Genomic DNA, 17,694 nt, shown 5'->3' with positions numbered 1-17,694 from the left:
GTTCTGCTTCTATCGGTAAAAAATCATAGAGTATTTCGCTGCTAGATGGTTCTCTACTTTCACTAAAACTGCTTAAAGCAGCTATAGCTAGGGTTATAAGGCCAGTAGAGCTATTAAATGATAAGTTTATATCATAATCTCTATCATCAATTACATTAGTATCGGTGCTGTCAATAATGGTAAGCACTGTATCATCACTATTAGCCTCCCAGCTAAAGCCTGCCGAATCTGTACCATCGCTATAGCTGCCGGAGCCGTCTTCATTTAGGGTTAAATTACCATAAATACCCGGTAAAGCCGGCGATATAGTCTTAATAGAGAAAAATTTTTCTATAGTTAATTTTACTAAGTTAGCGCTTTCGTCCCATGTTAAAGTCATGGGGGAGGTTACATTAGCAATAACATTGGTGTTGCTGCTATTGCTAAAGGATATTTGCGTATTAGCACTATTTACGCTCCAGTTAAAGGTAATCGGCGCACCGCCATTAGTGTAAGTGCCAGTACCATTTTGGCTTAATACTAATTGGCCATAGCTGCCAGTTGGCTTAGGTACAACAACTTCCATTTTAAGCACATTAATTACCGTTAGCCTTGCGCCACCGGCAGCAAAGTAGGCGCGGATACTGGCCTTATCATCATCACTAGTAATCAAGCTAATATCATCATCTAAGCTGCCTCTATCTAGTATTTTGTAGCTATAGTCATTGCTCATGACCATAAAGGCCGTGTTTTGCCTAAACATAGTGTTAGCGGCCACTATTTGCTCTACCGTTACTACAATTTCTACTATTGCGTTTCCATCATTTGCACCCATTATTGCTCCTTGTCAATTATAATTTCGTTATCAATACCATCAATATTAAGATTTCCCTCTATATGTTCAATTAATGGCCTGTCTTCCTCTTCGTAAGTTAAGTTAATGTCAAAACTAAAGGTAATATCAGCCAAATAATCTAGGCTTTGTTCATTGGTGAAATATACCATTTCCGCCTCATCATTTAGTCTAATAGTGCCATCAGTTGTTTGTATGCCTAAGTTAAATTTAATTGGCCGGCTATTGTAGCTGTTGCTTAAAATATGCACCGTACCGCTGCCCATGTACTTGGTTGTACTGGCATTAATAGTCTTAAATCTAAAGCCGTCTATAGTAAACCAAACGGGGCTGGCTAAATCTTGATTAAGTACATCAAGCACCACATTAATTGGCTTATCGTTAATGTCAAAAAAGTTCGCGCTAAGTACGGCGCTTAGCTTTTGAGTTAGTTTGCTATGAGATAAAATCATTGCCGCCAGCCTCCTTATATTCGCGTGCTAATTCGCCATCATACCTAACATGAGGCATGTAGGCCGATGTGCTGTAATCGTAATTAAGCACTAACCTAATATCGCCATATTCTTCGGTATTTAACGCAATATTACCGCCCGCTGCCGTAATGGGGCTACGTGCATAAAATCTAAAGATATTACGGTTAGTAACCTCACCGCTTTGCCCTCTACTTTTTTGCCTAGTAACCTGTAATACCCCTAAAACTTGGCCAGTAGCTAGAGGCTCTTGGCCAGCTCTTAGTGGCTGCACAGTGTAGCTATATTGCTTGCCATTAGCAAAGTTTAATATGCTGTTTGTATTTATCATTGGCTGTCCCTTGTATTTAATGTGTAGCCGCCGCGTATATCATTTACAGTGCGTCCCGTGCGGTATAAAGGGCGGTTAAAGCCCTTACTACTAATGGTACTGGGCGCATTAGGAATGGTACTGGCAAAGTTTTGTGTTTGTCTTAAATATACCTCTTTAGTATCATTCATAATATCTTCTGCCAGCACTTCAGCAAGGTTAGTAATAGCCTGCTTATTATTTACATGGTACTTAGCAAACTCCTCCAGCAGTGCATTAGCCCGCACCTTGCCTATACCGTGTCTTAACCGCATACCCTTGTAGGTTTTGCCATGAGCCTTAAGCCAGTTACGTGCCGGTATATGTGGGTTACCATGCTTACTTGTAGTGCCCTGCCTGTTCCAGCGGTTAATACGAGCTACATCTTTACTATGGAAGTAGCTAAAAAGGATTACACCCGGCACATTGAATTTTTTCTTAAGGCGGTCGCTGTATTTAATAACTCCTTTGGCAAATTCACGGTCATTACTGCGGTTAGAGTTGCCTTTGAAATCGAAGTTAAAGACTAAATTAGCAGTTATACTACCTTGAGTTTTTGCATTATAAGCCATTATTAATACTCCTAATAAACATAACCTGCCACTACTGGCTCAAAAAAGGGTAAATCAATATATGGCTCTAACCATTTTAGCAGTAGCCAAGCTAGATTATTAGTTTGCTGTTCTGTCATATTTACACGTAAATCGCCAAGCGCTATCATACGGGCATTGCCGGCAGCACCGAACTGTAATACCCCTATGTAGTAGCACCAAAGCCAAGCTATAAACTGCTCTTGGCTTAATGGCCACTTAACATTATAGATATGGTTAGTTATTATTAATTCAATAGCCGTTAAGTAAGGCTCTACCGGCTGTGGCTGCTTGGCTTCTTCATTATCCTGCGGCTCTTCGGGCTCGGTAAGTTCAATTATGGGTATAGCTGCTCCGGCCATAAGATTTACAGCTTCTATTTGCTTATTTACTACTAACCAATCGATAACCTGTTCTGCCATTCACTTATTATAAGCCAATTTAATATTACTTAATAGTAGTGCATAAATATTTATTTATGCCATTGCAATTTATCTAATGTAAATACTCTTAATATATTGTATACTAACCTTATGGCACGCAAAATACCTATAGACCAATTAGTAAGCACTCTAAGCTTTAATGTAGACCGCCGCCGTATGGGGCCGCAGCTTAACCGTTTAAGCCGCGATATGGCGCAAATACCTAGTCTTAGCGGGCGAGGCATGAATAATTTTTTTAGAAATAGTGATAGAGGCTTTAAAAAACTTAACCAGCAAATAACTAAGGTTAGCCGTAGCCTCAAGCAGCTAGGCACGGGCAATGCCTTTGCCGGCGGCCTTGCAGGTGGTATGGCCGGCGGCGCTATTGGTATGCTTGTTGGCGGTATACAAAATGCAGCTACTGCCTTCTTGCGCGCCGCTGATGCCGGAGTACAGGCCCGCGACCAAGTGATAAGTAACCGTACTATTGGCCGTGCCTTCGGCTTAGGAGAGGCGGAGGGTAGTGCCATACAGCAGGCCTTAGCCACACAAGGTTTACAAGCCGGTGAGTTAATTAATGTAGCCCGCACCGCGCGTGATAACGCCTTTACTGGTGATAACCAATGGGTTAATGCTGCCGGCGTTACTCAGCTTGACACTGCTGATACTGCACTAAGAAAAATATTTGAGTACCTTGATACTATCGATAACCCGGCCATGCGCCGGCAAGTTGCAGCCTCGCTAGGTTTTGGGCAAGACTTTATGGATAGTGAATTTGGCCGTATAGGTGGCTGGAGGAGGTACATAGAAGAGTATCAAAGAGCTTTGCAATACCAGCCATCAAACTTATCTAGCCAAGATTTAGCGGGCTCTAATCAATATGCTGCCGAGCGCGCCGGCTTAGAGGCCGAAAGAGCACAAGTAGAGGTACGCTACCTACAAAATGAAAGTGCCCGTAATGCCGCCGTAAATACTATTAAAGCGCAAAACTATTTACGCGAAAAAGAGCTGCAAATGCTTACCCTTATTGCCGAGCGGGTTGATGGTGTAGCTAAAGATAATACCCTTAAAAATTTTTTAGGTGGAATAGGGGACGCTATTAAGGGATTTCTTAGCAACCCTGTAGGCAGTATTGCACCGGGGCTTACTAAAGAGGCCGCAACTAGAGAGCAAGCGCAAAGGGCGGCAGTGGCAGAAATGGAGAGAATTTATGGCAAAAATGACCAAAGAGTATTAGACTTCATAGCTTTGCAGGGCATGGCTGGCGGTAGAGGTGGTATGGGTACTAGAGAGCACCAAGCAGGTTACAGAGAGCGATTAGATGAACTTACGCGTAAATATGGCGGCGAGTGGACAGAAGAGTAGAAATTCCCTTAGATACTTAATTAATGATAAACCATTTAATAGTAATTATTAATAAAACCAGCTTGATTCTGGTTTTATTTTCTATTTTGCTTTATTGGTATGAGCATTATTGTGAGCAATATTTACTAAAACTATCTTGCATGGTATGCGGTTATACACTATATTGACAATATTACGTGCATAATTTACACTATTTATCATATATGCACATAACCCTCCGATTTCAACTCCCGCCACCTCCATTAAACCTAGTAAATAATTACTTTTATAGTAAACGTTTACTGGGTTTTTGTTTTTTAGTGTAGATGATTAATTGCTCCCTAGTAATGAATAGAGCAGGGCCAGTTCTATTCTGTAAACATTACCGTTATGCAAAGCAAATAATTCGTTGCCGCGTGCCGTACGAAAGCCTACCAGCAGCGAGCTGCCTACACTTGAGGGATAATGGCCATTAATATTAATTATTAAGCTATTGTTAAAATCTAACCCATAAATATGTAGCCTTCCTGCCGTTATATTGCTTTCCGTCAGTATTAAATCGAAGTTGGAGCTAAAGATATTAAGTAAAGCTGTTATCTCTCTGGGGTTAGCTCCTATGGCAGGTTGACCCGGTTCTTCGATAATCCAGCTAAAATTATTAAGCATAAGATAATGTCTTTCAAAATTTAATGAGCTAAAATGTATAGAGTTAATGGCTTCTTCGTTATGGGTAAAACTAAAAGCGGTTACAGGCGCCCGGCGTGGCCGGTTATTTAATAGCCCAATTAAAGGAATAATTAGCAAAATAATTAAGACAACTTTTTTGACCATCTATTTTTCCATAAAAAAAGAATTATTATCACTAAAGAGCTAAAAGTTATTAAAATAATACGTAAAGTTAAAGTAACACCGTCATTATTTAATAAAAAAGGCCTACGAGCCATTATAAGAGGATTAAAGCGGGTGTGCAAGTTAGTAAAATTATTATTGCTAGTTAATTGCTCGGCTAAAAGATTGGCTATGGCTAAGTTATGGCCGGCGGCGGGAGCCAAAGCCAGCAAGTCGCTAAATAAACTATCACTGCCGGCGACAATTAACTGCCCCAGACCGTTTTGGCGGGTAGCTATCAAGGTAAAAGGGCCGTTTAAAGCGGTAGGCGGAGCAGTCTCATTGGCCGGCCATAAATTAATAAAACCTTCCTGCATATAGGTAGCGGCGCTGCTTTGCACTAAGGGCTGCCATTCGCCGGTAGTGGCTAAGGCTACAGAATAAGGAATATTTATACCGTGCCAAATCGAGCGGCTATTACCGGTGGCAAGGCCGCGTACAAAAAGCGGGTAAGGTTCTTCTCTCACGCCGGCTTCGGTTTGCAGGGTTAAGGGTAGGCCATCGGGGTCGAGGATTAAGGCCGTATCCAAAGCTAAGCCGCTCCGGTAAAGCTCGCGCAGGAGCGCACCATCGGCGTTAAAGACCGGCGGGCTATCACCAAATAATTCTATTTTAATAGGATTTATGGCTATAAAAAGGCCTTTGCCTAATTCGTTTTGTCTAAATAAATAATCGGCCATCGCCGCACTAACGGTACTTTCGTCAATCACTAAAAATCCATCGGCTAAACTTAAATCGGTTACTAACTCAAAGTTATTTTGTAAAGATAAATGTAAAAGGCTATTCATTTCGTTAGAACGATGCTGCCCGGTGATAACGGCTAAACGATAAGACCCATTTATAAGCATATTTATACGATTAACTAGACTGTGTTCAACTTCTATGCTATCAATAAGAAAAGGAAAGGTGGTAAATTTTTCTTGATACTCTATAACTAAACCGGCAAAGTTATTACCTTGTATAAAAAAGCCAAACGATTCGGCCAAGATAGTATCGTTAGTAATTATCCTGTTTACATGTACATTGCCAAATTTATTAAATTGATTTAAGATGCGCCATACCTCGTTAGCGGCCGGTTGGTTACTCAGCTGCGGAGAGATATAATAGCTAAGGTAAAGCGGCGCTTCAAGCCGGGTTAAAAGTAAACGGCTTGCCCGCGCCGGGCGGTGCATAGCGTTAAAGGTGAGGTCGATATGCAGAGGAAAGGCCAAGTTAAGGACGAAAAGCGCCAACCATAATAATGGTTTTTTACTGGGAATACCTCGTTTTTTTTGTAAAATTACTGTACTTAACCCTAAAAAAATTAAGCCAATCCCTATAAAAAAGGCTAAATCGGCGGTGTTAATAATACCTTTAGCGAAGAAGAAAAGTCGTCTATCCAAAGAGAAGAAATTAAGTGGAGAAAAAATTAATAAAGCCGAAAAGAGTAAAGACAGCAGCGGTGAAATAAGAGCTTTAACGATAGTCCCGAAAAAGATAGCGGCGGCGGCGGCTAAAAAAGCAACGGCGGCAACGGATATAAGAGCGGTTAAGAAGAGACCAAAATCGAAAAAGTGCCAATGGAGCGAAATTAACTGCCACAGCACTATCATCGTTAAAATAGGAATAAGTAATTTAAAGCAAGTCATAAATTTAGCTTTAACTAATTGTCCTTCGTTTAGAGGTAAAGCTAACAGGCGGTTAAGGGTTAAATGTTCGGCTTCATGGCTAAAAGATAACAAGCTAAAAAAAGGGAAAAAAATTAGAATAGTTATTAAAAACCCATAACTATAATTGAAAATTCCTATCTCTAATGGAAAGTGAAAGATAGTAAAATTAAATAAATTAGCTGTAGTTATGATAAAAATTAAAACTAAGGGGCCTAAGATATTATATTTATAAAATAAATTGGTTTCGTGCTTAAAAATATTAGTGATGAATGGCATGGTAGGCCTCTTTAATACGGCTAGATTCTACTTTGTGCAGTAATCCGTTATGCAAGATAAGGGCTGCGGCCTCCAGTTCATTTACCTCTTCTAGGCGGTGGCTAGCCATAATGACAGTTAAATTTTTACTCTGTTCTTTTAAGGTAGTTAAAAAAAAGTCGCGCTCTATAGGGTCTAGGCCATTGGTGGGTTCGTCTAATAATAAAAAAGCCGGCCGACCGGCTAAAGCTAAAGCTAAATTAAGCCGCTTACGGTAACCAAAACTTAAATTTTTAATCTTTTTTTGTTTAACCTCACTTAAGCGGCATAATTGGATAAGTTGTTCGGCAAAAATTTTATCGGCGGTTAATGTTAAAGCATTTAATACAGTATAAGCAGGCCAAAAATACAGCTCTTCGGCGGCAAAACCAATGGCCTTGCGGCATTCATTAAAGACGGCTACATTTTGTCCATCAAGAGTTACTTCGCCTTGTATGCCGGCTAAAATACCACTTAAAATCTTTAAAAATAAAGTTTTACCGGCACCATTTTCGCCCAGTAAAACAGCAATGCCGCCGCTAAAGCTAATATTAATACCTTTTAGCACCTCTTTATCTTTAAATGAATGGTAAATATTATTAGCTGCTAAAATCATTATGAGTTACCCGGCAAGATTGTTATAGCGGCACTGCGGCCGTCCCCAGTCAATAGCTTTTTTGTAAAGCTCGGCCATTTCGCCGGCTTGCCGCTCGGCCGAAAAATTTAATGAATGGCGGCGGCTGGCGGCAGCAAAATCGGCTATTAAAGCCGGATTATCTAACAAAGCGCTAAGTTTGCGGCCAAAATCTTCGTCATTTTGAGCGATAAAACCGTTTACACCATCTAAAACTAACCCTTCGTAGGCAAGGTCGGTATGGGCCACAATGGGCAGGCCGCTAATTAAGGCCTCTATAACGGTCATCGGTTGTACTTCGCTTAAAGATACAGTAGTATAAATATTGCTTATAGCATAATATTTAAATATTTCTGTGTAAGGTAGATAACCGGTAAAGATAAAGTTATGGCTAAGCTTATCATTGTAGGCTAGTTGTTTTAGCTCTTTAAGGTCAGGCCCTTCGCCGATTAACATAGCTTTAAATGTATATTTTTGCATAAGTTTTTTAAAGGCTTTATAAAGGGGCAGTACTCGTTTTTCGCTGGCGATACGACCAACAAACAAAGTTAAAATATCATCTGATTTTAAATTGAGTTGCTGCCTTAAAGTAATTTTTTCGTCATCACTTATCCAGCGGCTAAAAGCTTCGGCATCAACACCGTTATTAACGATATAAGAACGATTTAAGCCAATTTCTTTAAGGTAGGCTTTGGCTTTAGGTGAAGGGGCTACCAAAGCCGTACAGCCCGACATATAAGAAGCTAAAAGATTACCCACATTATGGGCCGAGACTAATTTGTTAGCCACCCTAGATTTAAAAAAGTAATGCCGGTAATCATTCCATAAAGTGTGTAAAGTATGTACATGTGGTATATTAAGTTTGCGGGCTAAGTAACGGCCAGCCAAACCCATCGTAAATTCGGAGTGGGTGTGGATAAGCTCGATATTTTGCTGCCGTATAAGCTGGCCAATTTGTATAATATTGGCAAAAGCCAAGCGGCCATCAACTTTTAAATGTAAATTTAAGCTGGGCGAGCGAAAAATTTTTGCATCATCTTCGCGAGGTTCATTAACTTGAGTGGTATAAATGTATACATTGTGGCCAAGTTCGCTTAATTCGCGCTTTAATTGAGCTAAAGAAGTGGCTACACCGTTTTTAGATGGCAAATAAGTATCACTAAAGATGGCAATGTTCATAGTATTTCTTTAATGTAAAAATTAATCTTGAAAAAAACAACCATTTTGTTTACGCTTATAGCCGGTAAAGCATTTGCAATAAAACTTTTAAAGCGGAGATGACGGGACTCGAACCCGCGGTCTTCGCCGTGACAGGGCGACGCGATAACCAACTTCGCTACATCTCCAATAATGTAAGCATCTCCTAGGGGAATCGAACCCCTCTTGTCGGAATGAAAATCCGATGTCCTAACCGATAGACGAAGGAGACACGCTTATATAAAGCAAGCTTTGCCTTACAAAAAATAATTTAACATAACCGGCAAAATGTGTCAAGAGGATTCAGTTAATTTTTTTGTTTATCTGCTAACTTCTCTATCACTCGTAAACGGGCCGAGCGTGAGGGCGGGTTAAGTTTTAACTCGTCAGTGCCGGCAGATAGGCCGCCTTTGGTTAAATCGTGCGCTAAGGGGCCGCTACAGTTGCAAATAAGTATGTTAGGCGGGCATTGGCAGCGTTTGGTTAAGCCGGCAAAGTACTGTTTAACAAGGCGGTCTTCTATGCTATGAAAGCTAATAATGGCCAATTTGCCGCCGGCCGGCAGCAAATTAAAGGCCGGTTGTAAGGTGCGCTGCAGGCGGCCAAGTTCATCGTTAGCGGTAATGCGCAGGGCCTGAAAACTTTTAGTAGCAATGTGATATTTGCTTTTGTTGTGTTGGTGGGGCAAAGCTTTAACAATAATATCGGCCAGCTGTTTGGCGGTAACTATTTCGCCTGCGGTACGGGCTTTAACAATAGCTTTGGCGATGGGGCGGCTAAATTGCTCATCGGCGTTACGGTAAAGCAGGTTGGCTAGCTCGCTCTCCGTTAAGGTATTTATTAACTGGGCGGCCGATGGCCCGTCGGCACCAATGCGCATATCTAGACTCAAATTATCGTTAAAAGAAAAACCGCGCCCGGTCTCATAATGGTAGCTGGATATTCCTAAATCGAGTAAGATGGCGGCGGGGTTAGGCAAATCGGTGGGGTAGTTGGTCAAAAAATCATCAAAAAAAAGGTTATAAAACTTTACCCGGCCGGCATAAGCGCTTAGCCGTTTTTGGGCTAAATTTAACATTTGCCCATCGGCATCTAGGGCTATTAATTGAATATGCGGATAATTTTGCAGCAGGGCCAAACTGTGGCCGCCAGCGCCTACGGTGCCATCGATAATCGGCCCTTGGGCTAGGCCGGATGGCAAAGCCAGTAAAGCAACGGCCTCGTTTAATAAGACGGAGTAATGTTTGTACATAGTAAAATTAATAAAATTATAGCTAATTAACGGTCTTTTGTAAAGGTTAGCGGCTGCTTTATTACGAAAAGTAGCTCAAACCGCCCCTTGACGAGCCGGCCATTTAACTTTATACTAACCGTAACAAATTAAGTTGAGGGATTTATTATTTATGGCAATTATAGTTATGCAAGAAGTTAGAGCCGGTACCGCTTTTTTATTAGATGGACAGGCTTATATAACTTTAAAGAGCGAGTTTACCAAAAGCGGCCGCAACGCAGCGGTGATGAAAGTTAAAATTAAAAATTTACTCTCTAATCAAATTATCGAAAGCGTTTACAAAGCCGCCGATAAAGTAGAGACCATCGAGCTGGAGCTAAGGCCTATGCAATTTAGCTATCTTGACGGTGAAAACTTTGTTTTTATGGATGGCGAAAGCTTTGAGCAAATTGAGGTACCGCAAGGCGATTTAGGTGATAATGCCAACTATATTGTTGATGGTATCGAAATTGAGATGGCTTTTTACGAAGGCAAAGCCGTTGATGTGCGTATTCCTATTAACGTTGAGCGCGAAATTATCGAAACCGAACCCGGTATTAAAGGCGATACCAGCGGCCGCTCGTTAAAGCGCGCTAAAGTAAATAGTGTTACCGGCGGTTTTGAAATAATGGTGCCGCTTTTTTGCGATATGGGTACTAAAATTAAAATTGATACCCGCAGCGGCGAATATGTAGAACGAGTTAAGTAAATTAATTTGTTTTTATATGCACAAGATTATCGGAACAGCAGGTCACGTCGATCACGGTAAATCGGCTTTAATTAAAGCCTTAACCGGCTGCGAGCAAATGCGGCTGCCCGAAGAACGGGCACGCGGTATGACTATCGATTTAGGTTTTAGCCACTTTACGGCAGAGGGCCTAACGGTAGGGGTTATTGATGTGCCGGGCCACGAGCGGTTTATCCGTAATATGGTGGCCGGTATGTGGAGCCTTAACCTTGTTATGCTGGTGGTAGCCGCCGATGAAGGTTTTATGCCGATGACTTACCAGCACTCTTTGGTGGCTTTAAGTTTAGGCTTACCCACTATTTGCGTACTTAATAAAATTGACCTGCTGGATGCCGAAAGCCTTGAGCTGCAAGAGCTTCTTGTTAAAGAAGAATTATTTAACATCTTTAAACAAGATATTGAAATAGTTAAAGTATCCACTTTAACGGGTGAAGGTATAACCGGTTTAAAAGAAAAGCTGACAGCTATTCTTAACTTGCAAACTCTCAACTCTCAACTCTCGACTCTCAGTTATTTATATATAGACAGAGTATTTAGCATACAAGGAGCCGGCCTTACCGTTACCGGTAGCTTAGCCGCCGGCAACTTAACCAAAGAAGAAACTTTAAACCACTTTCCCAGCGGTGAAAAGCTGGCTATAAGAGGCATCGGGCAATACCACCACGAGGTAACAGCGGCTATCGCAACTACGCGTTTAGCCCTAAATTTAAAAGGTATAAAACGCGAGGCTATTAAACGCGGCGATTTATTAACTAACTTTGCTGCCGGCGAAGAAGTTTTAACGGCTGTAGAGGTAGTTTTAGCCATAGATGAAATTTTTAACGATAATTTATTTAAGGCTAAAAATATTGAGCTGGCGGTGGGGACTAACTGCCAAATTGCCCGGCTAATCCCTCTCTACAAACAAGAAGGCGATAAGTTTGCTATAGTTAAAAATTTAGTTAGACTGCGTTTTACCGAGCCGCAAAGTTTTTTTTGGCGGCAAAAAGCCATTATTATTAGTCATGGCGGCAGTACTATTTTGGCGGCGGCTTCGCTTTTTTGGGCAGGAGCTACCGGCAGCCATCACCGTAAGAAATTGGCTTTGCTGGCCGGTAAACATTTTAACAGCCACAATGAGTTACAACTGGCCGTAGCAGGGTATTTAAAAGCCTATAAACCGCTTGATAATGCCGTTAAGATAGGTCCTTTTTATGCCGATAACAACTATTTAAATAATTTACTAACAACCATCAAAACCGACTTAACCGGCAGCAGCTTAAACTTTGATAAATTTAAAACCGCTTTTAAATTGGAGCAAAACTTTGCCGAAGCTTTAAGCGATTATTTAATTAAAGAAAAAATAATGATGGTAGTAGCCGGCAATTATAAATTGTACAGCGAAAAAGCGGCCATTACTTTAACGGCTGCTCAACACAAGTTGGAGCAAAAACTTAAAGAGGCTGCCTTAGTCGGCCTGCACGAGCGTGATTTGACTAATGTTAAAGATATAAAAACTTTAAATACCGCCGGTCTTGCCGTTTACCTTGATGAAGGGCTGTACTACCACCCGGCCAGTTATGCTAAAGCCAAAGAGGTTATCTTAAAAGGTAAAACAGCCGGCGAGCTTGTTACCATAGCTGAGGTAAAAGACGGCTTAGGGTTATCGCGTAAATATGTTATCCCTTTACTTAATGCTATGGAACGTGAGGGGCTGCTTAAACGGCAGGGAAATGAGAGGGTGGTGCTGTAAATTAAAAAGTGAAAATTGAAAGAGTTTAGTTTTTGTAAACATCATTTGCAAAAAATACATTTTGTGTTATACTACAGCAAATATCAATTTAGGGGGCTTTTATGAAAAAAATGTTTATTGGTACGTTAGCGCTAACTACACTAATTTTACTTACTTCGTGCCCTATGGATTTTTTACCAAATAACGTTAACAATATAACAAGTAATGACAATAACAATAATATAGTAAATAATAATTCAGAAGTTAGGGTTACAGCAATGCAAGCTATCGCTCCAATTAACAATCACGCTGTAAGATACCGTGTAGTTGATGATGATAGCCATCTTATAATAACCCTGCATGATGCAACGGCTTTTGGTTACCACTACCGGGTAGAAATGCTCTGGGTTGGTAATGGCGCTACCAGCTTTCGTGATGAATTTTATTTATACTTTGATGGTACTAATCGCGGTGAAATATTGGGGCCTCGTTGGTTTCCTGCTCCCATCAATAATAATGGTATTACCGGTAACCAGCAGTGGATAGCTGGCGGAAGTATGGCTGTTTCTGAAGGGTGGAGCTGGGTAAGGATTAATAATGAGTGGATATGGCAAGGCGGTACAAATTCTGTAACTGCGCCTAGACAGCCTCGAGTTCCTGCTCCATTTTATGATGGTAACAGACACTTGATGGTTTCAAGAGAGAATGCAGGCAGGCCTGCTTTAACTGAAAACGGCGATAGTGTGGTACTAACAACAATAAATAACCGCACCAATAAAACTATTGCTGTAGCCCCAAATTCAAACTATGAGTGGCCGCATGGACATTTTTCACCACAACCACCGCTTATTCCAATAGCTGCGGGCGCTAGCGATACCTTTACTACTAGGCGAACAACTTTTAATATACGGTTATACGAAGGCCAATAGTAAAAAAACAAAAACCATACGCGGGATTGCTGAAGAGGCGGAAAAATGATAGGGTGGTGTTATAAGTAAAATTTAAGCTACAATTTTAACCTCAGTTAATGTTCCATCTTTTATATGGAAATCAATATTATGCTCTTTACAGAATTGAATTACAACCCTTGCTTGTTCATTATAAAATTCGCGATGTTTGGTAAAAGCTGAAACTTCTTTACTATAATTTGTTCTACCAAATATAATGCGATTAGTAAATGAAACGGCATTTAAAATTGTTAATACGTCTTGTTTAATAAGATTTGGTGTTGGATATGGCTCAATACTTACCCATGTCCTACAACCCTTATCGTGTAAAACTTTCAAAGCAGCAATTCTATTTATATATGAAGCTGCACCGGGCTCTATTCTCTTTCGATAATTTTCATCAAGGGAAATAAGTGTTATTCCATATTCATTTTTAGTAGATAATTCTGATAATTCAATAGGTAATAATCCTTTAGTAAGAACTGTACAAGGTATATTTGCCATATTTAATTTTTTTATTGCTGCTATAGTTACTTCTTTTATCTCGTCATATCCATACATGAATGGGTCAGTAGTAAAAGATAAATGAACTGAATTTATCTTTGATTTTAAACGCGGAATTTCTTGCTCAAGAATTTCAAGTGTGTTGCTTACAAGTTTTGGTTTACACCATTCTTCATAGGTTGCCACCTTTCCAAATCTTCTTGCTAACAAAAAAGCATAACAAGGATATAAACAGCCATGAGAACAACCTAATACATGGTTCATAGTATAATCACCGTATTCGACATCGGTTTTATAGAGCATAGATTTTCGTGTTGTGGTATTGGTAGTCATTAGCGCCCCTTAAAATAATGTATTTTGTTTACTAGGATTTTTAAGCTCTTTTAAAATACGTCTTAGGCGAGAAGATTCGCAAATTACACCGTGTTCATTATAAAAATTGGCTAAAGATTTTGTTAAATCATCTTCTATTATAACATTGTTAAGTAATTGCTTTAAAGAATCATCGTCCAGTTCTTGCCGCAAATCTAGCAACCCTTTATTTTGAATGTCTATAAACAAACGTTCTTTACGTTTAGCGATATTCTCTGCCATCAAAACACACCCGTCATGGTGCTTGGTAGCATGAATCATACGATATTTAGGAGAATGATTTTTTTTTTAGGCAAATGGGCATATCCAAAACGTATTTATATTTTTTCTTTAAACATTGTTTATATTGATATGAAAATTTTTGCTCTGCTTGATACCAGTTTATTTCCTCTTGATAATATTCCTCAATAATAGCTTGCCAATAGTCTCCATCGGCTATATCATTCAATTCATTAATATGCTGAAATATTGAACTATCATATTCTTTAAGGTCGCTAAAAAATTCATCTTCTTGCTCTCTAAGTGTAATCTTTTTTACACGACAAGCTTCACGAAGAAAGCCATGCGAATTAAAGTTTATGAGTAATTCGGCCGTATTAAATTTGGTTGGAAGTTCTTTAAATAAAGTAGCATTTAAAGCTTTTATACCATAAGGATCAATGTAAAGAAAAATATTAAAATCTTTGGGAGTATTTTGAAGCAAATTTTTAATATTATCCTCAAATTTCCCATTGATAATTTCACTCCATTGCTGATAATGTTGTGGAATATTGATATTAAGTTCATCTGCCCAGTTTAATTCAATAAATTTCATACTAACTGTTGGTATAGAGCGATTATTTTTATGTTTATTATCTATAATTTCGTTTAATTTATGCAAAGCCGTTAAAGGAGAGCCATCTTTTCCATCATCAAATTTGCCTTTCCCAGCAAAACAGTCCACATAAAGCAAAGGTTTCTTGGTTTCTAATATTTTACTAAAATATGGTGTTAAGTAGTGTGTAAGAAGTTCATCTTTAATTTCTGACCAAATTTTCTTTTCTTTGAAAAACTCTTTATTAGGATTAGACATTTATTCTCCTCAATACTATCTAAAGAGTATAACATAGATTTTTTAATTTGTCATAAACTAAAAAGAAAGGAATTAATCTCTACTCCCACACCCCATAGTGCCAATCGTTAGGGATAGTATCGGGTAAGTTTTCAAAAAAGTCGCGGTGCAGGGCTACTCTTTCAAGATGGTTATTAATAATAAGTTCAAAATTTAAAGCCCCTCGCCGTATCTGGCTTAGCTCATCTTGCCAAAAACGTATTTCGGGCTGCTCAATCCATCTAAATTCGGGCCGGTTAAGCAGCTCGATATAAGGTAAAGCTTGCTGCCAAAAAAAGAGGGCGCGCCCGTAAAAGGCTTCGGCCATCTCTAGGCTTTCTAGGTTTTGCCGCCGCCACGGGGCATTAAAAAAGTAAACGCGCTGGCGGTCGTATTTGGTGGCTATGGCTATATAAGTGCGTACAATTTGCAAATTTACATGCATTCTAAATAAATATTGATAGCGCTGCCACTCGGTTTCGCTGGTAATGCGGGTTAAAGCGTTAAGGGGGTTAGCAAAGGGGGCGTTAAGGGCATTCTCGAGGTAAACTAAATTTTCCCATTCGTTTTCGGGAATGCGATGTAAATGTTGATGGTAAAGCCGGTACCATTGCTCGGCTGTAACGATAAGCCTTGCCTCACCGGTTTGAGGTACTAAAAAAAGTAAAAAAAGTAAAGTAAGCCCTAGCTGCTTCATTTACTTAAATAATCGGTAAATAACCGCTTAAACATAATAAAAAAGGTAATTGCTTATATCATCTTTCATTAAAAATAGCTAACTTAAAATTATACCTTAATTAGCCGAAAAGTAAAACAATGAAAAGAGTTTTAATTTTAGCCGGCTTAATGGCGGCTGTAAATTTAGTGGCTAACCCGTTACAAATTGGCGCGGGCGAAACCCGTATTTTTGCGAACCGCGATGGCAGTTTCGAGCTTTTTGTGCTGGCGGTACCGGGCCGGGCCTCAATTTTACTTACCGATAGCAGTGTTGACGAAAGCCAGCTGGCCGATAGTTACGCTTTACGTTCTTACGATGAGCATATTAGTTTAGTGGGCGAACGGCGCATACTTGATGGTGTTTACATTGATAATACCGATAGAATAGCGCGCGGCCTAGAGCCGGTCTTTTTTTTAATGAGCAGCCGGCCGTTGGCGGTGCCCTTTTTTAACGATGAGCGCGAGTGGTTTCATATCCATCTGCCGTCTGCCGTTATTTGGGGCTACCCTTGGGGGCGTGAAGGACAATTTGAATTTAACGAAGGTACTTGGTTTAATATTAGGGCCTTTGCTTTACCCGATACCAACTACGGCAACAATCAATATGGGGTAGATTATTACGATAGCGCCTTTATTATTCGTACCGGTATCCCTTTACCGCAGTTACCGCCGCCGCACCGCCCCTTTCAAGTTTTTACTGCCGCTACCGGCGGCCGCTTTTGGGGTGATGTACAGCAATCGTCCCAGCTGGGCGCTATTACACAAGATATTTTAGCCGCCCATAGCGCCGGGAATACCATCGATTTAGCTTTTGTCATCGATACCACTTTAAGTATGAAAGTGCACCTCGATTACATTAAAGATGAACTGCTCACCAATTTAATGCAGCAGGTGCAAGCGGCTAATCCGAGCCGTACTTTGCGGTTGGCGATTGTGCGCTACCGCGATTATCCGCCCGCGCAGTACCTTACGCGTACAGCGGCTTTTAGTACCGATTTAGCCAGCCATAACGCCTTTATCAGGGCCATTATTGCCGGCGGCGGCGGCGATATTCCCGAAGCCGTTTACGAAGGTTTGCAGGCGGCTTTGCAGCTGGATTGGCAAAGTGATGAGCGTATCATTATACAAATAGGCGATGCTCCGCCGCACCCAACCCCGCGCGGGCGCGGTGAACAATGGGTTGATGGACAGATGGTTATTGATTTAGCTAACCAAAAAAATATTAAGCTTTATGCTATTTACATGCAAGACCCCAGACGAGTAGGCAGGTAAAGAGGTAACTACCCCTTTATAAGCACCAATAGTATTTATCGATGGCTAGCTAGTCTAGCAATTTTATCTAACCAAACCAACCTTAAAAATTATCAAAAAAAATTTAAACTTTCTCCTCAAGTGAAGAAACAGTAACTCGTAATTGAGTAGTGGTAACTGAAAGGTGAAAATTAAGAATTAAAAAGCTGTCCACTTTCAGTTATCAGTTATTTACTTAAGGAGTAAAAAATGTTAGATACCACAGGGTTATTTAACCCCCTAGAATCCGCAGCTCATAAACTATGCCGCTTAATGCAGACCGTAGAGAAAAAAGTTCATAAAGAACTTAACGTTATGTCGCCCGGTATCATCACCGCCGTCAACCCCGCTAAAAGCGGGGTGATAGTTGAAAACT

The 17,694-nt window shown here is 40.3% G+C and carries 19 protein-coding genes and 2 tRNA genes; 5 read left to right on the top strand and 16 right to left on the bottom strand.

The window, feature by feature from the left end:
• From FWE37_05130 to FWE37_05110, 5 genes are all read right to left on the bottom strand, one after another.
• The coding region (locus tag FWE37_05130; GenBank protein ID MCL2520366.1) for a hypothetical protein at positions 1-814 on the bottom strand (814 nt) is incomplete at its 3' end.
• On the bottom strand, positions 814-1,284 hold the full coding sequence (locus tag FWE37_05125) for a hypothetical protein (protein MCL2520365.1): 471 nt from the start codon (positions 1,282-1,284) through the stop codon (positions 814-816). The genes FWE37_05130 and FWE37_05125, both read right to left, overlap by 1 nt.
• Complete coding sequence (locus FWE37_05120) at positions 1,268-1,633, bottom strand: hypothetical protein (protein ID MCL2520364.1); 366 nt, start codon at positions 1,631-1,633, stop codon at positions 1,268-1,270. Before FWE37_05120 ends, FWE37_05125 begins: the two co-directional genes overlap by 17 nt.
• Entirely contained in the window at positions 1,630-2,223 is a 594-nt protein-coding gene (locus FWE37_05115; protein MCL2520363.1) for a hypothetical protein, read from the bottom strand. The genes FWE37_05120 and FWE37_05115 overlap by 4 nt, the downstream gene beginning before the upstream one ends.
• An 11-nt stretch (positions 2,224-2,234) precedes the next feature.
• On the bottom strand, positions 2,235-2,663 hold the full coding sequence (locus FWE37_05110; GenBank protein MCL2520362.1) for a hypothetical protein: 429 nt from the start codon (positions 2,661-2,663) through the stop codon (positions 2,235-2,237).
• Positions 2,664-2,774: 111 nt separating this feature from the next.
• Between FWE37_05110 and FWE37_05105 the strand changes: the two genes are divergently transcribed.
• The gene (locus tag FWE37_05105) at positions 2,775-4,028 is read left to right on the top strand and encodes a hypothetical protein (GenBank protein MCL2520361.1); all 1,254 of its coding nucleotides are present in this window, start codon (positions 2,775-2,777) and stop codon (positions 4,026-4,028) included.
• A gap of 309 nt (positions 4,029-4,337) precedes the next feature.
• Here the strand turns inward: FWE37_05105 and FWE37_05100 are convergent, their stop codons facing one another.
• The 7 genes from FWE37_05100 to rsmH form a co-directional block, all read right to left on the bottom strand.
• The gene (locus FWE37_05100; protein ID MCL2520360.1) at positions 4,338-4,838 is read right to left on the bottom strand and encodes a hypothetical protein; all 501 of its coding nucleotides are present in this window, start codon (positions 4,836-4,838) and stop codon (positions 4,338-4,340) included.
• Positions 4,817-6,820, bottom strand: coding sequence for a hypothetical protein (locus FWE37_05095; protein MCL2520359.1), 2,004 nt, complete (start codon positions 6,818-6,820; stop codon positions 4,817-4,819). Before FWE37_05095 ends, FWE37_05100 begins: the two co-directional genes overlap by 22 nt.
• On the bottom strand, positions 6,804-7,454 hold the full coding sequence (locus tag FWE37_05090; protein ID MCL2520358.1) for an ABC transporter ATP-binding protein: 651 nt from the start codon (positions 7,452-7,454) through the stop codon (positions 6,804-6,806). Before FWE37_05090 ends, FWE37_05095 begins: the two co-directional genes overlap by 17 nt.
• 6 nt (positions 7,455-7,460) lie before the next feature.
• Positions 7,461-8,651 carry a glycosyltransferase gene (locus tag FWE37_05085; GenBank protein MCL2520357.1) on the bottom strand — a complete coding sequence of 397 codons (1,191 nt, stop codon included), beginning with the start codon at positions 8,649-8,651 and terminating at the stop codon, positions 7,461-7,463.
• A gap of 93 nt (positions 8,652-8,744) precedes the next feature.
• Positions 8,745-8,818 (bottom strand) — tRNA-Asp (locus FWE37_05080).
• Between the two features lie 11 nt (positions 8,819-8,829).
• Positions 8,830-8,901, bottom strand: a tRNA-Glu gene (locus tag FWE37_05075).
• A gap of 75 nt (positions 8,902-8,976) precedes the next feature.
• A complete protein-coding gene (gene rsmH, locus FWE37_05070; protein MCL2520356.1) occupies positions 8,977-9,921 on the bottom strand; it encodes a 16S rRNA (cytosine(1402)-N(4))-methyltransferase RsmH in 945 nt (314 codons plus the stop codon).
• A gap of 151 nt (positions 9,922-10,072) precedes the next feature.
• Between rsmH and efp the strand changes: the two genes are divergently transcribed.
• From efp to FWE37_05055, 3 genes are all read left to right on the top strand, one after another.
• On the top strand, positions 10,073-10,648 hold the full coding sequence (efp, locus tag FWE37_05065; protein MCL2520355.1) for an elongation factor P: 576 nt from the start codon (positions 10,073-10,075) through the stop codon (positions 10,646-10,648).
• A 16-nt stretch (positions 10,649-10,664) separates the two neighbouring features.
• Positions 10,665-12,419 (top strand): selenocysteine-specific translation elongation factor, encoded by a 1,755-nt coding sequence (gene selB, locus FWE37_05060; protein MCL2520354.1) that lies wholly within the window; start codon positions 10,665-10,667, stop codon positions 12,417-12,419.
• 101 nt (positions 12,420-12,520) lie between these two features.
• Entirely contained in the window at positions 12,521-13,327 is an 807-nt protein-coding gene (locus FWE37_05055; protein MCL2520353.1) for a hypothetical protein, read from the top strand.
• 72 nt (positions 13,328-13,399) lie between these two features.
• Here the strand turns inward: FWE37_05055 and FWE37_05050 are convergent, their stop codons facing one another.
• The 4 genes from FWE37_05050 to FWE37_05035 form a co-directional block, all read right to left on the bottom strand.
• Positions 13,400-14,182, bottom strand: coding sequence for a radical SAM protein (locus FWE37_05050; GenBank protein ID MCL2520352.1), 783 nt, complete (start codon positions 14,180-14,182; stop codon positions 13,400-13,402).
• Between the two features lie 9 nt (positions 14,183-14,191).
• Positions 14,192-14,443 (bottom strand): hypothetical protein, encoded by a 252-nt coding sequence (locus FWE37_05045; protein ID MCL2520351.1) that lies wholly within the window; start codon positions 14,441-14,443, stop codon positions 14,192-14,194.
• Positions 14,444-14,489: 46 nt separating this feature from the next.
• Complete coding sequence (tcmP, locus tag FWE37_05040; GenBank protein ID MCL2520350.1) at positions 14,490-15,293, bottom strand: three-Cys-motif partner protein TcmP; 804 nt, start codon at positions 15,291-15,293, stop codon at positions 14,490-14,492.
• Positions 15,294-15,372: 79 nt separating this feature from the next.
• Positions 15,373-16,008: a hypothetical protein gene (locus tag FWE37_05035; GenBank protein MCL2520349.1), complete on the bottom strand. Its 636-nt coding sequence runs from the start codon at positions 16,006-16,008 to the stop codon at positions 15,373-15,375.
• 119 nt (positions 16,009-16,127) lie between these two features.
• Between FWE37_05035 and FWE37_05030 the strand changes: the two genes are divergently transcribed.
• The gene (locus FWE37_05030; GenBank protein ID MCL2520348.1) at positions 16,128-17,300 is read left to right on the top strand and encodes a VWA domain-containing protein; all 1,173 of its coding nucleotides are present in this window, start codon (positions 16,128-16,130) and stop codon (positions 17,298-17,300) included.
• The last annotated feature ends 394 nt before the right edge of the window (positions 17,301-17,694 follow it).

This window comes from Spirochaetaceae bacterium (assembly GCA_009784515.1).
GTDB lineage: Bacteria > Spirochaetota > Spirochaetia > WRBN01 > WRBN01 > WRBN01.
This window is presented reverse-complemented; position numbering and strand designations above follow the sequence as displayed.

Coding starts and splice junctions, on each gene's coding strand:
- FWE37_05125 (MCL2520365.1), bottom strand. CDS start 1,284: ATGATTTTATCTCATAGCAAACTAACTCAAAAGCTAAGCGCCGTACTT.
- FWE37_05120 (MCL2520364.1), bottom strand. CDS start 1,633: ATGATAAATACAAACAGCATATTAAACTTTGCTAATGGCAAGCAATAT.
- FWE37_05115 (MCL2520363.1), bottom strand. CDS start 2,223: ATGGCTTATAATGCAAAAACTCAAGGTAGTATAACTGCTAATTTAGTC.
- FWE37_05110 (MCL2520362.1), bottom strand. CDS start 2,663: ATGGCAGAACAGGTTATCGATTGGTTAGTAGTAAATAAGCAAATAGAA.
- FWE37_05105 (MCL2520361.1), top strand. CDS start 2,775: ATGGCACGCAAAATACCTATAGACCAATTAGTAAGCACTCTAAGCTTT.
- FWE37_05100 (MCL2520360.1), bottom strand. CDS start 4,838: ATGGTCAAAAAAGTTGTCTTAATTATTTTGCTAATTATTCCTTTAATT.
- FWE37_05095 (MCL2520359.1), bottom strand. CDS start 6,820: ATGCCATTCATCACTAATATTTTTAAGCACGAAACCAATTTATTTTAT.
- FWE37_05090 (MCL2520358.1), bottom strand. CDS start 7,454: ATGATTTTAGCAGCTAATAATATTTACCATTCATTTAAAGATAAAGAG.
- FWE37_05085 (MCL2520357.1), bottom strand. CDS start 8,651: ATGAACATTGCCATCTTTAGTGATACTTATTTGCCATCTAAAAACGGT.
- rsmH (MCL2520356.1), bottom strand. CDS start 9,921: ATGTACAAACATTACTCCGTCTTATTAAACGAGGCCGTTGCTTTACTG.
- efp (MCL2520355.1), top strand. CDS start 10,073: ATGGCAATTATAGTTATGCAAGAAGTTAGAGCCGGTACCGCTTTTTTA.
- selB (MCL2520354.1), top strand. CDS start 10,665: ATGCACAAGATTATCGGAACAGCAGGTCACGTCGATCACGGTAAATCG.
- FWE37_05055 (MCL2520353.1), top strand. CDS start 12,521: ATGAAAAAAATGTTTATTGGTACGTTAGCGCTAACTACACTAATTTTA.
- FWE37_05050 (MCL2520352.1), bottom strand. CDS start 14,182: ATGACTACCAATACCACAACACGAAAATCTATGCTCTATAAAACCGAT.
- FWE37_05045 (MCL2520351.1), bottom strand. CDS start 14,443: ATGGCAGAGAATATCGCTAAACGTAAAGAACGTTTGTTTATAGACATT.
- tcmP (MCL2520350.1), bottom strand. CDS start 15,293: ATGTCTAATCCTAATAAAGAGTTTTTCAAAGAAAAGAAAATTTGGTCA.
- FWE37_05035 (MCL2520349.1), bottom strand. CDS start 16,008: ATGAAGCAGCTAGGGCTTACTTTACTTTTTTTACTTTTTTTAGTACCT.
- FWE37_05030 (MCL2520348.1), top strand. CDS start 16,128: ATGAAAAGAGTTTTAATTTTAGCCGGCTTAATGGCGGCTGTAAATTTA.